Below are 17,126 nucleotides of genomic sequence, written 5' to 3' on the forward strand. Positions count from 1 at the left end.
CTCCTTTCAGAGCATTTCACACAGACCTCCCTAGGTACCACACGTTTCTTCCTCTCCATCCATCTGCCTCATTTATCATGCATGATTCCGTGTAGTTATTGGGCTTCGACTTGGATTGCAGCCTTACCCTCATGCATAACCTCGTATGAGATTTCTGTTCGTCAGACCAGAGATTTGCCCGTGGGTTAGTGTGTTCCCCACATCCAGCTTCCTTCAGATTCCACCTCGCGGCGGACACCCTTGCCTTCGGCTATATCCTTCCCACTACCGGGCGGATTCGGGACTTGAACCCGTTAGAAACGTGCGCCGCTAGGCGCACAATGCAAACAAGTGTCTTGCTCTTCACAAGACACTTGTTTATTCGTCAAGACCTTTTTAGTCAATCTTTTCAAACACATTATAACTGTCCGGATAATCTTCATCTGATGGAAAATCAACATCTGCAATTAGCTGTCCACCTTTTTGATAGCACGAAAACACATATCCATCATACGTCTCAAACACATATCGATTATCCTCTACTTTATATTTTCCACTCTCCGTCCCCGCTTCTTCCTTTATTTCCCATGTCTGTTCATCTTTAAATGATAATATTAACGACTCATCACCCTCTAATCCTCCATACATCGCATCATCATTTTGAACAATCCATCGTACTCCATATGTTCCTAACTCAGGTTGTTTAGAAATATTTGAATTTATAACATATCCGCCTATTAGGGCAACTGCTATAATGATTACTACAGTAATTATTTTTTTTGCCATATTCTCCCCCCTATAATTTTTGAAATCTCAATACATTTAACAAAAAAATTATAACACAAACATATTTTGGGCGCTGCGTCTATGCATAATTATCAACTTTTTCGACATGATTTTCGCAAAAAAGAGCTGCAAAACGCAAAATCTGCGTTCTACAGCTCTGTCAAGACTCGCTCTTTTCCTAGAAATTATTCTTAATTAAATTCACCATCTCAATTGCAGAGCATGCGCAATCATATCCCTTGTTTCCGGCTTTGGTTCCGGCACGTTCAATAGCCTGCTCAATCGTATCCGTTGTCACAATGCCAAAGAGTGTTGGAACGCCGCTTTGAAGACCAACCTGTGCAACCCCCTTGCTAGCCTCATTACATACAAGATCGTAATGACTTGTTGCTCCACGAATTACAGCACCTAACACAATGACAGCGTCATATTTGCCGGACTGTGCCATCTTCTGTGCTACAATCGGAAGTTCAAACGCGCCCGGAACCCATGCAAGATCAATATCACCATCTGCAACTCCATGACGCACAAGTCCATCTTCTGCTCCACTTACCAGCTTCGATACAATAAACTCGTTAAATCTCGCTGCCACGATACCGACTTTCATTCCCTGTCCAATTAATTTTCCTTCTAATTTGTTCATGATATAATTCCTCCTGATTCTTTTTTATTTATAATCTGTCATATGATGCATCTTATTTTGCTTTGTCTTTAAATAAAACTCATCGAACTTCTGGGCTTTAATCTGGATTGGTACGCGTTCTTCAATGGAAATACCATATCCGGATAATCCTGATATCTTCTCCGGATTGTTTGTTAACAAACGAAGCTTGCTTGCTCCCACATCACGCAGAATCTGTGCGCCGATTCCGTATTCACGAAGATCCGGTGCAAATCCAAGCTTAATGTTCGCTTCTACCGTATCATAACCCTCTTCCTGAAGCTTATATGCTTTTAACTTGTTAATCAGACCAATGCCTCTTCCTTCCTGGCGAAGATACAGTAAGATTCCTTTTCCTTCTTCTGCAATCATCTTCATTGCCTCATCAAGCTGTTCTCCACAGTCACATCTAGCAGAGCCAAAGACATCTCCTGTCAGACACTCTGAATGCACACGGCAAAGTACCGGTTCATCCGGTGTAATATCTCCCATTACCAGGCATACATGATGCTCCCCATTTAACTTATTTTCATATCCATGAATTGTAAACTCTCCATACTTTGTCGGAAGCTTGGCAGTTGCCTGACGCTGTACGAGCGACTCTCTGTCAAGACGATATTTTACCAAATCTGCGATGGTAAATACATTAATGTCATGCTCTGTTGCAAACTCTAAGAGTTCTTGTGTACGCATCATGGTTCCGTCATCTCTCATAATCTCACAGCACAGACCGCATTCTTTTAATCCGGCAAGTCTGACAAGATCAACCGTCGCTTCGGTATGTCCGGTTCTTTTTAAAACACCGCCCTCGCGTGCACGAAGCGGGAACATATGTCCCGGACGTCTAAAGTCTTCCGGCTTTGCGCCATCTTCCACGCACTTAAGTGCTGTGATGGAACGCTCTGCTGCCGAGATACCGGTTGTCGTATCAACATGGTCAATCGATACCGTAAATGCAGTTGAGTGATTGTCTGTATTCACATCTACCATCTGGCCAAGGTCTAAGTCATCGCACATCTGACCGCTCATTGGCATACAGATTAATCCCTTGGCGTAGGATGCCATAAAGTTCACATTTTCCTGTGTTGCATATTCTGCGGCGCAGATTAAGTCGCCTTCATTTTCACGATCCGGGTCGTCAATTACCAGGATTAACTTTCCGTTTCTTAAATCCTCGAGCGCCTGCTCGATTGGTGCTACTTCTTTCATCTAAATATTCCTCCTTAAAATCCGTGCTCCAACAAAAATTCTTTTGTAATGCCGCCCGCCGTTTTTTCTTCTTGTGGTGCCGGCTGCATCAACTTTTCAACATATTTTCCTATAATGTCACACTCTAAGTTAACGAGTGAACCTACCTTCTTGGTATACAGATTCGTCTCTGCCTGTGTATGCGGGATAATAGAAACCTTAAAACAACTATCATCCACATACGCTACGGTCAGTGAAATGCCATCAATAGCTATGGATCCTTTTTCTACAACATAACGAAGAATCGATGCGTCTGCTGCAATCGTATACCAGATAGCATTGTCGTCTTTTTCAATGCCACAAACCGTTCCCGTTCCGTCAATGTGACCGGAGACGATATGTCCGCCAAAACGCCCTTCAGCGCTCATGGCTCTTTCTAAATTGACCGGCGTCTTCGCCGTAAGTTCCGACAGGCTGCTTCTAGACAATGTTTCATGCATCACATCCGCAGTGTAGCTGCCTTTCCCGATTGTGGTAACCGTCAGACATACGCCATTAAGCGCAATGCTGTCGCCAATCTGTGTGCCCTCAAGCACTTTATCAGCCCCAATGGTTAACACACACGACTTCGCTGCCTTTTTAATATTAATCAGTGTTCCCACTTCTTCTACAATACCTGTAAACATCTGATCACCTTGCTTTCTTTATTGTTCCTTCTATCATATAGTCACCGTCAAATTCATGCATCCTGACATCTGTTAGCTGCGCGGCCTGTGACATCTTCCGGATTCCTTCCCCCATCACCGGCCCTTTAGCCTTACTGCCTCCGATGATTTTCGGAGCGATATATGCATAAACTTTATCTGCAAGACCTTCTTTGATCAAACTTCCGTGAATCTCGCCGCCGCCTTCTACTAAGACGCTGTCAATCTTCTCTTCGCCAAGACTTTGTATGACTTTTTTCAGATTCACCTGCGTTTCCTGTTCTTGCACAATCACGCGAATGCCGGCTTTTTCTAGCTGCGCCTTCTTCTTTCCATCTGCTCCAGCTGCTGCATAGATCATCGTCGGAATCTCATGTGCCGTCTTTACAATCTGCGCATCCATCGGAATTCTTAGTTTCGAATCACAGATGACGCGAATCGGATCGACGCCTTCACAGATTCTGCAGTTTAGCATTGGATCGTCTGCAAGTACGGTTCCGATTCCTGCCATAATGGCCTTGTATTGTTTTCGAAGTTCATGCACATGCTCGCGCGCTTTTTCTTTCGTTATCCACTTAGAGTCTCCGCTTGCGCTGGCAATTCTTCCATCAAGCGTCATTGCATACTTGACTGCCACAAGGGGCAGGTTCGTCTGTATATAATGAAAGAAGATTTCGTTAAGCTCTAAGCATTCCTTTTCTAAGATTCCGGTTTCCACTTCTATACCATGATCTCTTAAGAGCTGTACGCCCTTTCCTCCGACCAGCGGATTCGGATCCATGCTTCCGACATAGACCTTTCCAATCTTTCTCTCCATTATGATATCTGTACATGGCGGTGTCTTTCCCTGATGGCAACATGGCTCAAGTGTTACATATAATTCCGCTCCCGTAACATCTTCTTCGCAGTGAAGCAGCGCATTTCGCTCTGCGTGATATTCCCCGTATCGCTCATGATATCCTTCTGATACGATTCGACCATCCTTCACTACCACGCAGCCAACCATTGGATTTGGAGAAGTATGTCCCATTCCCTGTCTGGCAAGTTCAAGTGCGCGGGCCATGTATTCTTCTTTTTGCTTCACTCTATCCGCCTCCTATATTTGGAATAAAAAAACCCGAGCTAAAGACTCGGGGGATTACATGCAATGCAACGCATCTGCTTTCTTCTCACATCCAGACTGTACTGTCGGTTCCGGATTCTCACCGGCTCATGCTTATCGCTCACGGACTTACCCATCTACGTGGTATCACCGTCGGTCGGGAATTGCCTTGCGGCTTCACCCTGCCCCGAAGAACTCTATTTCTTTTACTTTGACTATGTTATCACAATCCTCTTTTTCTTGCAATCGATTTTACATAATTAGTCCTTCCTTCATAGAGTAAAATTATAATTGGCAAAAAAGAAGGAAGAGGCCGATGGCCACTTCCAAATCATACAGAAATTCTTTAGTATTTAATTGTCCAGAAAAAATACGAAGGAGCTGTATGATGATTACAATGTTAAACGAAGAGGGAATTACATTCAAGGAAATCGAAGAAGAAATTTTTAAAATGGTATGTGAATGGGGAAAGTCTTTTACAAAAGATTTCCTTGAGAAATATGATGAGCATCTAATGCAAACAAGGGATGTAGAGGCGTATCGTAATAAAGGACTTCGAAAAACAACAATAAAAACCGTCTATGGAGAGGTTAATTATTCTCGTAGGGTGTATGAAACAACCAGAGAGGACGGACTGAAAGAATATGTATTTCTATTGGATATCTTTTTGATGTTTCTTTACAATCTGTGGTTCGTAGGTTAACTCTCTATCCTGCGGAACATCGATAGTAAAACTACCGTAGCTGGAATTAACCTTCTTAGGCTTTGTTCCATTGCGATAATTATTGTATTCCGTGCGATCTACGCGCTCTGAACGTTCATAGCCAAGGTGATTGTCCATCTCGGATTCCATCATTTCTTTGATAGTTTCTCCAAGAAGATCCTTAAGAGCATCTTGGATATCCTGAGCGGATTCAATATCATACTCCTGAAGGAGCTGTTGGATGAACTGACGTTTTCCATCAGTCATTTGAACATGGTGAATTGGTTTCTTTTCTTTCTTTGCCATCATAAAAGGCCTCCTTTGGTTAGTGTACCATAGAAGACCTTGTACTTATACATTTACAGAAATTTTTTCATACACTCTTTTTTTGTTTTGTTAAGTAAATGATTAAATTTAGGAATGATTGAATATGCAAAGCGAAAACCTAAGATGCCACCAAGAGTGTTTAATAATATGTCATCAATATCAACGCTTCTATAGTTTACTTCAATCATAGTGTTAAAAAAACATTGTCCCACTTCTACAAAGACACTTGTAAATAAAACACAACATAGAATTTTGAAAAATTTATTTTTTTCTTTCAAATAACAAAAAAGCGAAAAGCCCAATGGCATAAATAGTAATATGTTTCCAAAAATTTGATAAAATATCATACCGTACACCTTAAACTCTATAGAATCTTTGACTATAAATACTATTGATTTGAGCGGAATAAAATTATTGGAAAGTCCTTCATTTCCATCAATCATCGATTCTATAAGTTCGCTTTGGAATGGAAATGGAAAAAAACAAATGCATACTATAATCATTAATGAAAAAATACAGCCGCATAAAGATAAGTATTGTTTGTTTTTGAAATCGGAATTAAGGACTCCAATAAATACAAAATTAACTAATATAAATCCAAAGAAAACGGCAATAAATTGTGATCCAATCATAAAATCCTCCATTTAGTATTTTAATGTTCCGGAACCTACTATATATTTTCCGTTTTCAACTTTCCAAAATTCATAAGTATAGCTTGTGTCCTTTTTTGTACTAAAAGAACAATCACCGTCTGAGTTCTTTTTACAATATATTGTTTTTTTTGTAACATACTCATTGTTATTAAAAGGATGATATTTGAATTGCTTTATGGTGAAATAATTTGAGCTACTTTTATTTGTGGTAGTATGAATGGAAAAAGTCGCACTGCTTTTTTTAGCTTTAAAATGTCCATTCATTGTAAGCTCATGCCTAAAATTATAAGTAAATGGCTTTTCGGCAGCATAAACTGTTAGTGAAAAACTTAATAAAAAAATAATGCATAATAGTATTGAAAATAATTTTAATTTTTTCACACTAATCTCCATATAAATTTTTTCAAAAGGTATTATATGTTTGTTAAAAAAAAAAGTCAAGGTTGTGTAAAGAAAAGTCTCTGTAAATTGCTTTTTTGCATCCCCTCTACATTTCATGCTATAATGTTGCATTGTATAAACTAAAAATTAGATGAGGAGATTTTATGAGTGGAAATGTAATCGGAATACTGCTCGTCATGATCGTGTATATGTTCTTTATGGTCTTGGTGGGCATCTTGTATTCTAGACGAAACAAAGATGTAAATGATTTTTATTTAGGTGGTAGAAAGCTTGGTCCTTTAGTTACTGCCATGAGTGCGGAAGCTTCCGACATGAGCAGTTATCTTCTGATGGGTCTTCCGGGACTTGCCTATCTGTCCGGTGTGGCAGATGTCGGCTGGACCGTCATCGGTCTTGCGGTCGGTACTTATCTGAACTGGCTGCTGGTTTCCAAACGACTTCGTCGCTACAGTGCGAAGGCCAACAATTCGATTACGATTCCGGAATTCTTTTCTAATCGATTCCGTGACAAATCAAAATCTTTGCTTGCCATCAGTGCCTTGCTGATTGTTGTCTTCTTCGTTCCTTATACCGCTTCCGGCTTCGCAGCCTGCGGAAAGTTATTCAGTAGTTTATTTGGCGTTCCATACTTGCCGGCCATGATCATCAGTGCCATCATCATTGTTGCCTATACGGCTCTTGGTGGTTTCCTTGCAGCCAGCACCACGGATTTGATTCAAAGTATCGTTATGACATTTGCCCTTGTTGCTATTGTCATCTTTGGCATCCATGTTGCAGGTGGCTGGGACAATGTGGTTTCCAACGCGCATTCTTTGGATGGTTACCTAAGTTTCTTTGAAACGCACGATCCGGTATCCGGTGAGAGCAGCCCGTATAAACCGATTACAATCTTATCGACGGTTGCCTGGGGACTTGGTTACTTTGGTATGCCGCATATCCTGCTTCGTTTCATGGGAACAGAAAGCGAGGACAAACTGAAGATTTCCAGACGTATCGCTACCGTTTGGGTGGTTATTTCTATGGCCATCTCTGTTTTAATCGGTATCGTCGGATACTCTGTTTCAAAGGAAGGTTTAATTGAGACCTTCACAGAATCCGGACAGTCTGAAACCATCATTATTAAACTTGCCATGATTTTAAGTGAAAATGGTGCTCTGTGCGTTTTGGTTGCCGGCTTAACGCTTGCCGGTATCCTGGCTTGTACGATGTCGACTTCAGATTCTCAGCTTCTTGCTGCAGCTTCTAGTGTCTCTCAGAATCTGATTTCCGACTTCTTCGGTTTTAAGATCTCACCGAAAAAGGCCATGCTTACTGCTCGTCTTACGGTTCTTGTAATTGCCATTATCGGTGTCTTACTTGCACTTAATCCGGACAGTTCGGTATTTAAGATTGTTTCTTTTGCATGGGCTGGTTTCGGCGCATCCTTTGGGCCTTTGATGTTGTTTTCATTGTTCTGGAAACGTTGCAACCGCAATGGTGCACTTGCCGGCTTAATCAGCGGTGGGGCTATGGTCTTCATTTGGAAGTTCGCCATCCGTCCTCTCGGCGGCAGCTGGGATATCTATGAGCTGCTTCCGGCGTTCATCGTTTCTTGTGTACTGATTATTGTGGTCTCTCTTGCGACGGCTCCGCCGTCTAAGGAGATTGTGGAAGAATTCGAATCTATTTAGGATTGGGTGAGGAGGATGCTCCCTCGCTCGGCAGCTGGGAGTTTCCATCCGGAACAGATTCTCAGCAAGATCACACAACCTTGCTTTCGACTGAGGAATACATTTCGACATCGCACATCGAGAGCCGCCAAAATTTTTCGAGTATCTGATGCTCGCCAAACCGAACCGGGGCTGCCTCCGATATCGGAAAGAAATGGCCCGTCTGCGTAAGCAGACAGAGGAATAAAAAACAGGTGACTGCAAGCTTGCTTGCAAGGTCACCTGTTTTTTAGAACTCGTGTTGTGTTGTAAACACAACGAGCCATTTCTTGTAATCTAACCACAACAATCCTAGCAGAACACGGACGGTGGCGGGCAAATCAAAAGATACGCAGAAAAATTTTGATTAGCGGCGGGTCGGTGCGGGGAGAAATCGTATTCTCAGGAGAAACTCAATCCCCTCGCTTAGGGAGTGCGAATTAGACACCCTTCATTGTGAGCGAAATCCTTCCCTTCTTTTCATCTACCGCCAGCACCTTCACATCCACAATATCGCCAACGCTGACCACTTCGAGTGGATGCTTAATATATTTGTCACAAAGCTGCGAGATATGTACAAGACCATCTTGATGCACTCCGATATCCACAAATGCACCAAAGTCAATCACATTACGCACGGTACCTTTCAAAACCATACCTTCTTTTAAGTCCTTCATTTCCAAGACATCACTGCGAAGGATTGGTTTTGGCATATCCTCACGAGGATCGCGCCCCGGCTTTTCCAATTCCTTTACAATATCGCGTAGGGTGATTTCACCAATTCCCAGCTCCTGTGCAAGTTTCTTATAATCCGTAATCTTCTTTGAAATACCGACTAATGCTCCTTTGGCAAGATCTTCACTTTGATAACCCAGTTTTTCCAAAAGTGTCTTTGTAGCATCATAACTTTCCGGATGCACACCGGTTGCATCAAGCGGATTCTTGCCCTGTGCAATACGCAAAAAACCGGCGCATTGTTCATAGGCTTTCGGACCAAGCTTGGCGACTTTCAAAAGCTGCGCACGTGTTAAAAATCTTCCGTTGTCTTCACGATATGTCACGATATTCTTCGCTATCACCTTAGAAATTCCTGACACATATTCCAAAAGCGGAGCTGAAGCCGTATTCAGGTCTACACCGACCTTATTTACACAATCTTCCACGACACCGCCAAGTGCCTCCGACAGTTTCTTTTGATTCATATCATGCTGATATTGGCCGACTCCAATCGCCTTCGGTTCAATCTTGACCAGTTCCGCGAGTGGATCTTGAAGACGTCTCGCCATGGAAGCTGCACTTCTTTGTCCCACATCAAAATTCGGGAATTCTTCCGTAGCAAGCTTACTTGCCGAATATACCGAAGCACCGGATTCATTCACGATAATATATTCTACCTTCTGCGGAATTTCCTTAAGCAACTCAACAATGATTGCCTCGGACTCACGTGAAGCCGTACCATTACCTAGTGAAATTAATGAAATGTTGTATTTCTCAATCATTTGCTTTAAGATACGCTTCGACTCTTCCACCTTACTTTGCGGAGCTGTCGGATAAATGACTTTGGTTGCGAGCACTTTGCCGGTCTCATCCACAACAGCAAGCTTACACCCGGTACGAAAAGCCGGATCCCACCCAAGGACCACACGACCGGCAATTGGCGGCTGCATAAGAAGCTGTACTAAGTTCTTGCCAAATACTTCAATTGCGCCATCTTCCGCTTTTTCCGAAAGTTCAGAGCGAACCTCACGCTCAATGGCCGGCGCAATCAGACGCTTGTAGCTGTCTGCGATTGCATTTTGCAAAAATGGAGTCGTGTATTTATTGTCACGCGTAATAACCTTACGCTCAAGATATTTGATAATGTCTTCTTCCGGCGCGTTAACCTTCACCGTCAGAATCTTCTCGTGTTCACCGCGGTTTAATGCAAGCACGCGGTGGCCGGCAAGTTTTTTAATCGGCTCTTCAAAGTCATAGTACATCTCAAAGACAGACTCTGTTTCAGGATCTTTAGCCGTTGAAGTTATCCATCCACTTTTCATCGTCATCTCACGGATTCGGATTCGATAATCCGCTTCATCCGAAATCGCTTCTGCCAAAATATCCAGCGCACCGGCTATTGCATCCTCAATCGTCTCAATCTCCTTTTCCGGATTAAGATATTGTTCTGCCTCCTTTTCAATCGGGGTAGCAGTCATCTGCAGCAATATCACATTTGCCAATGGTTCTAATCCGCGCTCCTTCGCAATCATAGCGCGAGTACGACGTTTTGGCCGATAAGGACGATATAAATCATCCACCACTACCATTGTCATAGCCGCCTCAATCTGCGCTTTAAGCTCAGGCGTTAATTTGCCCTGCTCCTCAATACTAGAAAGAACCTGCTGCTTTTTCTCATCAAGATTACGAAGATATGTCAGACGTTCTGATAATTTACGAAGTACCTCATCATCAAGTGAACCGGTAACTTCCTTTCGATAACGTGCGATAAAAGGAATCGTATTTCCTTCATCAATCAGATTTACGGCAGCTTGCGCCTGCCAGTTTTTAATATCAAGTTCCTTAGCAAGTTGTGTAATAATATCCAATGTTTCTACTCCTTCACTTATCATTATCCTGCCTAGACAATCTGTTCAAGGCCATCAGCACCATCTTGCTGCCGGTCCATCCCCCGAACCAGCTGTAGATAATAGCACTCCTGTGTCTGAACAATATAGGGGATTACCCACAAAAAACCAATCATCATTGAAATCAGGCCAAGAATATACATTCCGATAAAGCTTGCATGAAGCCAAAAATAATGCATCCTTCGCCCCTTCATGATCTGTCTGCTTTGACGCAAAGCATCAGATACTTTATACTCAATATGATCGAGGCACAACTCAAATGCAACTGCATGATTCAAAATCACTGCAAGGTAAATGACTGCCCACACCAGATACATAATCAGCATTACCAGATAATACATCGTCGTACTTACATAGGACTGTGCAAGCGCAGCCCAAACAAGACGCGGTGCCTGAAAGATGTAATTGATAACCGAAAAAAACAAGGCTATCTTAGTTAGCTGATTACTCTGATTGTGAAACGCATAAAACAAATCCTTAATTGTAGTCTCCCGGCCTCTTGCCAGCGACAAATGGATCTGTTTCAATCCTATAAACAGCATCATACCCAAAAGTTCAATAATAAAATCCGCCACAATTGTGGTTATAATCGTCATATAAGACGTAGCATTTGCCAACATAATGGCAAATGGCATCTGTAACAAAAAAATAATCAAGAATAAAACAAAAGCACTGCCTGCGGCAAGAGAATACTTGCCATCAAGGATCGCTCTTGCATCTGTTTTATATTCTGAAAACTTTAATTTCATAAGGATATCCTTTCTAATCATGAAAAAGAAGCGACTAACAAAAATTGATAAAACTATATATCTAACCGGTCTTATTCTGGCAATCGCCTGTGCACTCTTCCTAATCAGCAATCGGCTGTTTGGACAGTGGTTTCATCTGTCACCTTGCCTTTTCCACACCTTGACCGGATACTATTGCCCGGGGTGTGGCGGAACCAGAGCTGTAATTGCCTTTTTTCACGGTAGATTCATCCAATCTTTCTTCTACCACCCGGTTGTCCCACTGTTTTTCATTGGCTATTTGATTTATATGATCACAAACAGCATCCATCTTATATCCAAAGGCCATACACCTTTGCTTCATGCACATGCCCGTTATCTGTGGATCCTTTTAATCGTTACCATCGCAAACTGGATAATAAAAAATCTCTTTCTCCTGGTCGGCCACATTTCATTATTGTAATGTTTGTGCCTGGTTGAGAAGATCTTGATAAATTGCATCATAATTTTCCACGATATAACTTAGACTACCGTAGTGACTGATTATAGATGCCAGACTTAATGCGATCACTACACCTGCAAACACATAGGAAATAACCGCTATCATCACACTTCTTCTTGCCATTGGAGCAAGCCTGTCTTGATTTCCCTTTGATAAAAACGCAAATATAATCGCCAGTGCGCCGCAGATAAAACTTGTATAGACGCAGCAACAAGTTACTAAGCCAACAACGCTTAGCGCAAGCGCCGCATTCATAAACGACCTGCTAGATTCATTCATAACTTTCTACCTTCCATTTCGTCAAATAATCCGTCTCGCGTGAAGCCTCACACGACTAAAGTCGCGTGCTTCCAATAGGTGCCTTACGGCACCTGCCTGCTTTAGGCGGGCGGACTACATTCCTACCATACAGCAAAAACTCAGATACTTACACCACTAAGGCTGTAAGCTCTGCATTTAAGCTAATTAACGTAGAAAATGTACAGGTGCTTCTCTTAGAGCACTGAGGGACTTTAGCCTCAATGTCCAACCTGTCCGTCTCCGAACAGGATTTTAGGATCTCTCTAATGAAATATCTTGCACCGATGTTATATGATGCAGATAAATCACAGTTATAGGTTTTGCCATTTTGGAATCTGCACAGCTCGTAGGTACTAAAACCACCATTCTTGCCACGGAGTACACGACCACTGCCATCATAAGCATATTTAGATGTTCCCCATGCGCAGACATGGCTTATCCTCATACCGAGTCTATGAGCCTTATTTGTTACAACAGACTGTACTTCCTGACTGCGCCACATTTTGAGCTTTTGTTTCTTAGAACCACGGACTTTGCCGTTCTTGTCTAAATGCTCGAATACTATTACATCGGCATTATAAAGGACAGCTATATCCATGATATAATTTGCCGTCTTAACGGCAATGTCATGGTTAATGCCTTTGGCTTTAGCCCAAAGTCGTGGTGTTTTATAATTACCATACTGTTGTGCCTTCTTAATACGATTTATGCTATGCATAAGATGGTCTGTTTCTTTGGGAAGCTTGCAAAAATATCTTCCGAGAATAGTGCCATCACTACGCATCACACTTATCGTAGCTGCGGTATTGATACCAAGATCTACGGCAACAACAGTCGAATCATAAACCACTGTATCGCAAAGCGTTACTTTTTCCTCAAATGGGAAATCTAAAAACCACTTCTTACCACGCTTTTGAAGCGTAGGAACACACTGTTTACGATTTTTACAACGTCTGTATATATAATCCATATCCGATTTACGAAGGTCTATGGTTATCCAATCCCATGTGTTACGGATATAGACTTTTACCTGCGCTATATAATCGTCAGTCTGATTATACATTACAGTACGATACATCGAAGGGAACACATATCCTGCTTTTGGATATGATGGCTTTTTGCCAACAGGGTTGTTCTGCCAGTTGACAAGGTTGCTTTTATATGATGAAACTTTACCAATAGCCTCGTTAATAGCGCTACGACGCAGGTAGCTTGGTATTTTATAAAATTTTTCATCAAAGTCATACTTTGGAACAGGGTTTTCTTTCGTAGAATGTATAAGTACTTCGATATATGTTAGTCTATTCTGTCCTTTATACATGGATATGGAATCCCAGTTTTCAAGACATACATTTATGAGATAGTCCACGGCATCGCGGTATATCTTAATAGTGTCTTTGAATATATGGTTGTAATGCTTAATCTTAACCTTGTATGTAGTATATATACGCAACCCGCAGAACCTCCTTCCTACTTAGTCTTTTGGGAATTGATGTAGTCTGTGACCTGTTTAAGACTTCTGTCGCTTACGGTCGCTACAAAATATGACGGATTCCATAAATGCCCACCCCATAATTGTTTCTTTATCTCAGGGTGATTGAGAAAAAGCCATCTTGCAGTATTGCCTTTAAGTATTTTAATGGCATCTGAAAGCCTTAACTGCGGTTTACAATCTACAAGCAGATGTATATAATCAGGCATTATCTCCATTGCAACGATGTTCATATCTAAAGATTTAAGTGTCTTAATCAGATAGTTTTTCACATCGGTTTCAATTGCACCTATAAATATGGACTTTCTGTATTTTGTAGTCCATACAATATGATACTGCAAGGAATATACATATCCACGACCATATGTAACATCTTTAGACATAGTAAATATAGTATTTTTATCCATATTTATATTATACCATGCGTATATAAATATTCCAAGTGTATTGGCTACCCGTGGGGCGGCTAACTCATGACTGAAGTCACGAGCGTGCGCCGCTTTTGAGTACTAAAAAATTTTGTCAAATTTTATCATGACTTGAATGAAATTTCAAAAAAATCCCGATGCCCAATCATAGGCATCGGGAAATCCTCACAGTATCCTATCGCTTTATTCCGGATCCGTTACCGTATAAGTCGTTGTTTTCGTCGTTGATGCATTACTTACACCATTTGTTACAACATACTTAATCGTATAGGTGCCGGCTTCGGCAAAGGTATAGGCCTTAGCCTCATCTGTACTAAGTGCCGAAGAATAAGTGCTTCCTCCATCAGAAGATACATAGACTAAAATCTTGCTTGTCATATCCTTACCGCTGACTTTCTTGGCTGTTATTCCATCTAAAAGATTGACAGCCTCTCCCGTCTTAGCTTCAGCAGCTGATACAACACCGCTTAAGATAGGTGCCTTTGTATCCTTAACCTTAACTGAAATAACCTTACTTGTTGTCTTTTTCTTATTATGTGGATTGGTCACTTTAAATTTAATCTTATAAGTACCAAGCTTATTTAAAATCATCGTATCCGCCGTCACTTTCGTGTACTTACTTGCGCCCGGCTTCTTTACATATGCCACTACCTTAGATTTGAGATTCGTTCCATCTACGGTCGTCGCTTTCATATAGCTTTTGACTTTATAAGTAGAATTATATTCTTTAGTAACAGATGTCTTAGACAATGTGATTTTAGCCTTCTTATTGTCGACAACCTTAATCTTGATTGTCTTTTTGGTTGTATGACCAAGCAAATCGGTTACCTTATAAGTAATCTTGTATGTTCCTAGCTTGTTGGTGTTCACTTTTCCTTTCACGACCACATCACTGGTAATATCGCTTCCGGTCGAACTGGTAGCTATCACATTCTTAAGTTTCTTCCATGTACTTCCATAATTAATGGTTCTTGCAACCTTCTTAAGATTAATCTTTGGCTGCTTTTTGTTATATGGATTGGCTGAATCCGGATCGGTAGGATCCCAACCTGTTCTCGATGCCGTACTAACCTTCATCGTCTCTGGCTTTCCAAGCGGATCGTCACTAGAAGAACCGGCGAAAATAATTACCTTCGTTCCAACAGAACAATTATCATAGATCCACTTAGCATCCTTTACCGTCAATCTGACACATCCATGAGATGCCGTTGTACCCAGCTTGTTATACTGCACGGTCGACTGACTGTTCTTGGACTGTGAATAATACCATACGGAATGGAATAACACGCTTCCCGTGATTCTCGTTGAGTACTGACCGTAACTTGGTCCATCCAACAATTTCCAGCGATACTTAGCCTTTGTATAAAATGTTCCAAGCGGTGTATTCGAACCTCCACAAGAACAAGTCATTGCTTTTACCGCCTTATTGGTAGAAGCATTATATACGGTTACTACATTGGTGGTTCGATTTACCTTGATATAATACTTTGTCGCTGCCTGTGCCTGTGTTGTTGGAACTGCTACCGATGTAGCCGTCACCAGCACGCAGACGGCAAGCAACATCATTAATAACTTCTTTACCTTTTTCATGATTGCCTCCAAACTCTTCTTTCCCCATCATTTCGCCCCTTTTCGAAATGCAATACGATTAGTCCTCAATAAACATATCATGTGCTGCCTTTGTAGCTCGATCTGCACAATCCTCATCTACTAATACTGTAATACGAATCTCAGAAGTAGAAATCATGCGAATGTTGATGCCTGCATTGTATAATGCTTCAAACATCTTAGATGCAACACCTGCATTTGTCTGCATTCCGGCACCGATTACAGATACCTTGGCAACATTTTTATCACACTCAATATGATCTGCTGTCAGTGCTTTTTTGTTTTCTTCTAAGATTTCCATTGCTTCATCAGCCTGTTCTTCAGACACGGTAAATGAAATATCCTTTGTATTATCACGTCCGATAGACTGTAAGATAACATCTACGTTAATATTCTTCTTTCCGAGAATGTTAAATACTTTAAATGCGACTCCCGGTGTATTCTGAAGTCCGATGACTGCGATTCTTGCTGTATTTTTATCTGTCGCGATTCCGTTTACGACCATGCTTTCCATTTTAGTTACCTCCTTGACTACGGTTCCTTCTGCTGTAGTTAAGCTAGAACGAACAACCAGCTGTACTCCATATTTCTTTGCCAACTCCACTGAACGATTGTGCAATACCTGCGCTCCAAGTGTAGCCATTTCCAGCATCTCATCATATGTGATTTCCGGAAGCTTCTTGGCATTTGGAACTTTACGAGGATCTGCCGTGAAAACACCCTCTACATCCGTGTAAATCTCGCAGGCATCTGCGTGAAGCGCTGCTGCAAGAGCAACGGCCGTTGTATCTGAACCGCCTCGTCCAAGTGTTGTAATATCATCATATTTATTAATTCCCTGAAAACCGGTAACAATAACGATACGACGATTATCAATCTCATGTTGAATTCTATCGGTATCAATTCTTTTGAACTTTGCATTACCGTAAGTTGATGTTGAATGCATTGCTACCTGGAATGCATTTAACGAAATCGCCGGTACTCCAAGTGCTCTCATTGCCATAGACATCAGCGCAACCGAAGTCTGCTCACCTGTAGCAAGAAGCATATCAACTTCTCTTTTCGGCATATCCGGATTGATATCCGCTGCCATCGCCAGCAAATCATCTGTACTCTTTCCCATTGCGGATAATACCACAACGACATCATTTCCCTTGTTGTAATCTTCAATACATCGCTTCGCCACATTGAAGATTCGTTCCTTGTCGGCAACTGATGTGCCACCGAACTTCTTTACTATTAACATGTTAT

General features: G+C 41.6%; 17 protein-coding genes, 1 pseudogene and 1 riboswitch. Of the genes and pseudogenes, 3 read left to right on the forward strand and 15 right to left on the reverse strand.

From position 1 onward, the window contains the following. Nucleotides 1–375: 375 nt before the first annotated feature. From BLS20_RS12240 to ribD, 5 genes are all read right to left on the reverse strand, one after another. Nucleotides 376–765, reverse strand: a complete 390-nt coding sequence (locus BLS20_RS12240) for a hypothetical protein (RefSeq protein ID WP_090174654.1) — start codon at nt 763–765, stop codon at nt 376–378. A 178-nt stretch (nt 766–943) separates the two neighbouring features. Then, complete coding sequence (gene ribH / locus BLS20_RS12245; protein WP_090174655.1) at nt 944–1,408, reverse strand: 6,7-dimethyl-8-ribityllumazine synthase; 465 nt, start codon at nt 1,406–1,408, stop codon at nt 944–946. Between the two features lie 24 nt (nt 1,409–1,432). Then, nucleotides 1,433–2,635: a bifunctional 3,4-dihydroxy-2-butanone-4-phosphate synthase/GTP cyclohydrolase II gene (locus BLS20_RS12250; protein WP_090174656.1), complete on the reverse strand. Its 1,203-nt coding sequence runs from the start codon at nt 2,633–2,635 to the stop codon at nt 1,433–1,435. Between the two features lie 14 nt (nt 2,636–2,649). Next, entirely contained in the window at nt 2,650–3,300 is a 651-nt protein-coding gene (locus tag BLS20_RS12255) for a riboflavin synthase (protein ID WP_090174657.1), read from the reverse strand. A gap of 4 nt (nt 3,301–3,304) precedes the next feature. Continuing rightward, complete coding sequence (gene ribD, locus BLS20_RS12260) at nt 3,305–4,402, reverse strand: bifunctional diaminohydroxyphosphoribosylaminopyrimidine deaminase/5-amino-6-(5-phosphoribosylamino)uracil reductase RibD (RefSeq protein ID WP_278286169.1); 1,098 nt, start codon at nt 4,400–4,402, stop codon at nt 3,305–3,307. A gap of 75 nt (nt 4,403–4,477) precedes the next feature. Continuing rightward, a riboswitch (FMN riboswitch) is annotated at nt 4,478–4,619 on the reverse strand. Between the two features lie 252 nt (nt 4,620–4,871). On the opposite strand from ribD, the gene BLS20_RS12265 reads away from it, so the two are divergent. After that, nucleotides 4,872–5,123, forward strand: a complete 252-nt coding sequence (locus BLS20_RS12265) for a UPF0236 family transposase-like protein (protein WP_341443238.1) — start codon at nt 4,872–4,874, stop codon at nt 5,121–5,123. Here BLS20_RS12265 and BLS20_RS12270 read toward each other — a convergent pair. From BLS20_RS12270 to BLS20_RS12280, 3 genes and pseudogenes are all read right to left on the reverse strand, one after another. Next, nucleotides 5,079–5,429 (reverse strand): annotated as a pseudogene (locus BLS20_RS12270) (transposase); the annotation flags it as partial. The gene BLS20_RS12265 and the pseudogene BLS20_RS12270 sit on opposite strands and share 45 nt — an antisense overlap. Before the next feature lie 53 nt (nt 5,430–5,482). Beyond that, nucleotides 5,483–6,082: a VanZ family protein gene (locus BLS20_RS12275; RefSeq protein ID WP_176762408.1), complete on the reverse strand. Its 600-nt coding sequence runs from the start codon at nt 6,080–6,082 to the stop codon at nt 5,483–5,485. Nucleotides 6,083–6,094: 12 nt separating this feature from the next. After that, nucleotides 6,095–6,496, reverse strand: a complete 402-nt coding sequence (locus tag BLS20_RS12280) for a hypothetical protein (RefSeq protein WP_176762409.1) — start codon at nt 6,494–6,496, stop codon at nt 6,095–6,097. Nucleotides 6,497–6,648: 152 nt separating this feature from the next. On the opposite strand from BLS20_RS12280, the gene BLS20_RS12285 reads away from it, so the two are divergent. After that, a complete protein-coding gene (locus BLS20_RS12285) occupies nt 6,649–8,175 on the forward strand; it encodes a sodium/proline symporter (protein ID WP_090174660.1) in 1,527 nt (508 codons plus the stop codon). 458 nt (nt 8,176–8,633) lie between these two features. Here the strand turns inward: BLS20_RS12285 and BLS20_RS12290 are convergent, their stop codons facing one another. Then, a complete protein-coding gene (locus BLS20_RS12290) occupies nt 8,634–10,778 on the reverse strand; it encodes a Tex family protein (RefSeq protein WP_278286170.1) in 2,145 nt (714 codons plus the stop codon). A 32-nt stretch (nt 10,779–10,810) separates the two neighbouring features. Then, a complete protein-coding gene (locus BLS20_RS12295; protein WP_176762410.1) occupies nt 10,811–11,566 on the reverse strand; it encodes a DUF975 family protein in 756 nt (251 codons plus the stop codon). Between the two features lie 19 nt (nt 11,567–11,585). On the opposite strand from BLS20_RS12295, the gene BLS20_RS14105 reads away from it, so the two are divergent. Beyond that, on the forward strand, nt 11,586–12,008 hold the full coding sequence (locus BLS20_RS14105) for a DUF2752 domain-containing protein (protein ID WP_176762411.1): 423 nt from the start codon (nt 11,586–11,588) through the stop codon (nt 12,006–12,008). Here BLS20_RS14105 and BLS20_RS12305 read toward each other — a convergent pair. The 5 genes from BLS20_RS12305 to BLS20_RS12325 all read right to left on the reverse strand — a co-directional run bounded on the left by BLS20_RS12305 (nt 12,000) and on the right by BLS20_RS12325 (nt 17,121). Then, on the reverse strand, nt 12,000–12,326 hold the full coding sequence (locus tag BLS20_RS12305; RefSeq protein WP_143010271.1) for a hypothetical protein: 327 nt from the start codon (nt 12,324–12,326) through the stop codon (nt 12,000–12,002). The two genes, BLS20_RS14105 and BLS20_RS12305, sit on opposite strands and share 9 nt — an antisense overlap. 148 nt (nt 12,327–12,474) lie before the next feature. After that, nucleotides 12,475–13,800, reverse strand: coding sequence for an IS200/IS605 family element transposase accessory protein TnpB (locus tag BLS20_RS12310; protein WP_090174664.1), 1,326 nt, complete (start codon nt 13,798–13,800; stop codon nt 12,475–12,477). A 17-nt stretch (nt 13,801–13,817) separates the two neighbouring features. Beyond that, a complete protein-coding gene (gene tnpA / locus BLS20_RS12315; RefSeq protein ID WP_143010272.1) occupies nt 13,818–14,222 on the reverse strand; it encodes an IS200/IS605 family transposase in 405 nt (134 codons plus the stop codon). Between the two features lie 228 nt (nt 14,223–14,450). Beyond that, entirely contained in the window at nt 14,451–15,857 is a 1,407-nt protein-coding gene (locus BLS20_RS12320) for a L,D-transpeptidase family protein (RefSeq protein ID WP_090174666.1), read from the reverse strand. Nucleotides 15,858–15,915: 58 nt separating this feature from the next. Further along, entirely contained in the window at nt 15,916–17,121 is a 1,206-nt protein-coding gene (locus BLS20_RS12325; protein ID WP_090174667.1) for an aspartate kinase, read from the reverse strand. Nucleotides 17,122–17,126 lie beyond the last annotated feature (5 nt).

Origin of the sequence: Eubacterium oxidoreducens, from assembly GCF_900104415.1 — a bacterium.
GTDB lineage: Bacteria > Bacillota > Clostridia > Lachnospirales > Lachnospiraceae > Eubacterium_C > Eubacterium_C oxidoreducens.